Source organism: Flavobacterium sp. T12S277, assembly GCF_048514875.1.
Lineage (GTDB): Bacteria > Bacteroidota > Bacteroidia > Flavobacteriales > Flavobacteriaceae > Flavobacterium.
In genome coordinates this window covers 1-4,111 of record NZ_JBLYEG010000047.1, presented here as the reverse complement: position 1 = coordinate 4,111, position 4,111 = coordinate 1, and the positions used below count along the sequence as shown (strand labels likewise).

Below are 4,111 nucleotides of genomic sequence, written 5' to 3'. Positions count from 1 at the left end.
AAAATATAGTTTTTAATCAAAACGGAGGTGGTCATTTTGCTCCGGAATTAGGTGGTCATTTTGAACTGGAATCAGGTGCTCACTTTAAAACGGAATGGGGTGATCAATATAACCGGAATTTGCACCCTAAAACATATTAAATAATAAAAGACAGAAGAACTAACTATGTATACCACTATACGCTTTAGGATCAGAAAAGAGGTAGATACTCCTACAGCCAGAAAAATTCTTAAACTCAAAGGCAATCTTATTGCACAATCCTATACTGACATCATTCACTTTGAAGATGAAGGAGAGGATTTTTATATGCACTATTTTCAGTCAATCGATACTAAAAGCACACAAGCCTTTAATTTTATCAAAACTTTTTCTGAAGAGAATAAGCTTGATGGTATTATTATACTATTGTAATAGGTAAATTATAGTAATGATTTTAAATGAATTAAAAACGATTTGCCTCTTTTGAATTGTCAATAGTTTTGTTCAATATAAGATTTTGCTTGTTCTGGAGTCAAAAAAGAAAAGTCCCGATAACGATGATGTACATCTATAATTTCTTCTAATGCATCAGCTACCAATTCTTTATTTTTCCAGGTTTTGAGATTTTCTATAACAGTCTGAATGCAGCCTTTTTGTAAGCAATCTTACCAAGAGCGTGTACTAAAGTTTTTTTACTCGGGTCATTTTATCGTGTTGCAACTCCTTTAATAATGGCAGAATATCTTAAGGATGAGTCCTTCCCTGAAGCTCAATGCCATGACAAACTTCTCTTCGAATATTTAAAATTTTCTAGTTTGTATTCTTTTGAAAAATTATGTTAGACTACAGTAATAAAGTTTGATACTTAATATGCAGGTATTCTAAACTTCTGCAAGAAACCTCTCTAAAAAGCATTTGTAAAGTGAGTACAATTGTTTGCCTCATACACTTATAAAAACATTAATTCTAATAATTGTTTAAATGTTTTTTTAGTAAGAATATGATTATATAAAAAACAGGTATTTATACCTGTTTTTTATATAAAAGAAGGGCAAATGTGGAAACACGTAAAGATAAAGGAACTCAGTCCTATAGTTTTGCGCGCGCAAAAAAAATGCAACTATAGTGTTTATGAAAAAACGTTACCTGTTACTCTTATTTACGTTACCCCTTTTTAGCTATTCCCAGGACATTCTCTGGGAAAAATCATATGGCGGACAACATGCCGATTACCTGTTTGACGCCCAGCCCACGGCCGATTATGGCTTTATTCTGGCGGGGAGCTCTTTGTCTAACAAAACCGGAAATAAAGACGACGACAATCATGGTGATCTCGATTACTGGATCTGGAAAATGAGTGAAAAAGGAGATTTGGTATGGCAAAAAAGCATTGGAGGAAGGGGGTTTGATTTGCTTCAGAGTATTAAAAATACCAGAGATGGCGGATTTATTCTTGCAGGAACTTCAAGTTCAGGAAGAGGTTTTCAAAAAAAGGAAAGTTGCAAAGGGATCACTGATTTTTGGGTGATAAAACTAGATGCTTCAGGTACTGAACAATGGCAAAGAACGATTGGAGGTACAGGGAAGGATGAACTCTTATGTGCTTTTCAAACCAAAGATGGAGGTTATATGTTAGGAGGCTCATCGAGCTCAGATCCTTCGGGTAATGCACTTGCGGTACCAAACGGAATTTCCAAGCCAACAACAAAAGCAGATCAGTTTAACAAATCAGAAAAAAGCCGTGGTAATATGGACTATTGGATTGTCAAACTGGACAAACAAGGCGATGTGGAATGGCAAAAGACCTATGGAGGAGTTTATGCTGACGTACTGAGAAGCATGGAACAAACCTCAGACAATGGCTATATTTTGGCGGGTTATTCTAACTCTCCGGTTTCAGGTGATAAAACAGAGAACAATAAAGGAGTAGGAGATTTTTGGATTATCAAAATAACGGATACCGGTGAAATTCAATGGCAAAGTACTTATGGCGGTGAGGGTGACGATCAGCCTTATGTCATCCACCAAACTATCGATGGTGGTTATATTGCAGGAGGAAATTCCAATAGTAAAAATGCTTTGACTACTATGGGAGGAATTGTAGGCAATGGAACTGACTACTGGATTTTGAAACTCGATAAAGATGGAGGTGTTTTATGGAGTAAAACCTATGATTTTGGAAAGGTTGACATCCTGACTTCTCTGGTAGAAAACAATGATCAAAGTTACCTCATTGGCGGTTACGCACAAAGTGAAAGCAGACGCCCGCGTGAAGGAATAGTGGCCAAAGCACTTAACTCCGTCAGCAAAGAAAAAGAAGGCATCAACGACTATATCGCCATGAAAATAGACGATAAAGGAGAAGAAATCTGGAATAAAACCGTAGGCAGTGCCGGAGAAGATATTCTCAGAAAGTTAATCGAGACCAGAGACGGTGGTTATCTGATGGCAGGAACTTCCAACTCGGCTGCATCAAGAGACCGAAACAGCAGCATTGGAGGCAATGATTTCTGGGTAGTGAAACTAAAAGACAAAACAAAGGTTGAAAAAGTAAAAGCCAGTATCGAAGCCATACCTAATCCTGCATCAACCTATACCAACATTATTATTGGTTATGATTTTAAAGAAGGTACCGCCTCTTTGATAGACATCAGCGGACGTACTTTACAGGAGTTTGATATCAACAACAGGACTGTACCTGTTAATCTGAGTAGTTATTCCGAAGGAATCTATATCATTAAAGTCAGAACAGATGTTAAAACGGAGTCAGTAAAAGTGATTAAATCTGTTCATTAAAAACACAAAGGAATCATTTGTTTAACTGGTTATACCAGTTTAATAATTTAAAAATATGAAGAAAATAATATCCCGATTTTTATTAATTTTTGTTTTTTGGACTGCGGCTTATGCTCAGCAAAATACATTAAATCCTGATTTGTTAACATTTCCGGTTTCTCCGGAGGCAGCCCGATTGGGGACCTTTGGTGAGATTCCTGTAAATTTATTTTATGGAAGATTAGAAAAGAATATAGAACTCTTTACTGGAAATGTAGGAGAACTTAGCCTGCCAGTTCAATTAAGTTATAATTATGGAGGAAACCGCTTAGAAGAAACACCATCGATAATGGGATTGGGATGGCAATTAAGTGTGGGAGGTGTGGTTAGCAGAGAAGTTAGAGGTTTACCGGACGAACACCCAAGAGGATTTAATAATGCAGCGACGAAACAAATCATAAACAATTACATTAATAATAATGGCGCGATTATGGATCACGAAGCCAATAAATTGGCTTCAAATTTTTATGATGGGGAGGCAGATAAATATAATGTAAGTGTAAATGGCATTCGTTTTTCTTTTAAAATCGGCACAGATGGAACTCCGGCTTTTTTATCAATGCATGATAATAAAATTCAGATACTAAGAAATGCAAACAACGATCAAGTTATCGAAGGTTTCGTTTTAATGGATGCCAATGCAAATCAGTATTTTTTTGAGCAGAAAGAAATCAATGAACCATTTAAGGGATACAATGCTTTTCTTGAGGAAGGTCTTCCGGCTTATACTTCGAGCTGGCAATTATCAAAGATTATCGTAAATAATGGTGAGCAAATCGATTTTCTCTACGATGACAACAATTTTATGACTTTCAATTTTTATGCGAGTCTTCAAATTAAAAAACGTACTCCTCCTGTGCCTGATGTAAACAACCAGGGGTGTACTAACGACATTATAAAAAGAAAGATTTTAAAATCGATTAACTATAAAAATTTCAAAATTACTTTCAATTATATAAAACTGAACAATTATGAGGTTTACAATAAGCTGATAGTTCGAGATATGAATAATAGAATTGTAAATTCTTATAGTTTTAGTTATTCGGGTAGGAGAAATTTACTGGATAATATCATTAAAAATGATATATTTTTTCATGGTTTTGAATACTATGGTACAGATTTGCCAGATTTTGCTAAATCCATTTACGATTACCCCAAAAATACAGATAATTGGGGATTTTCCAATGGCGCGAATAATAGTACCCCGTTTTTAGTTGAGAGAACAAATTACAATGCGGATAAAAAACCAAATTTTTTCGAAACCCAAAAAGGGGCTTTAAAAACCATTTACTATCCA

The 4,111-nt window shown here is 35.4% G+C and carries 2 protein-coding genes and 1 pseudogene; all 3 read left to right on the top strand.

All coding sequences use genetic code 11. The features are described from left to right. Window positions 1-165: 165 nt before the first annotated feature. On the top strand, window positions 166-411 hold the full coding sequence (locus ACN1CN_RS22575; RefSeq protein ID WP_419137920.1) for a hypothetical protein: 246 nt from the start codon (window positions 166-168) through the stop codon (window positions 409-411). A gap of 699 nt (window positions 412-1,110) precedes the next feature. Continuing rightward, a complete protein-coding gene (locus tag ACN1CN_RS22570) occupies window positions 1,111-2,775 on the top strand; it encodes a T9SS type A sorting domain-containing protein (protein ID WP_419137918.1) in 1,665 nt (554 codons plus the stop codon). Window positions 2,776-2,830: 55 nt separating this feature from the next. Further along, window positions 2,831-4,111: pseudogene (locus tag ACN1CN_RS22565) on the top strand (hypothetical protein); the annotation flags it as partial.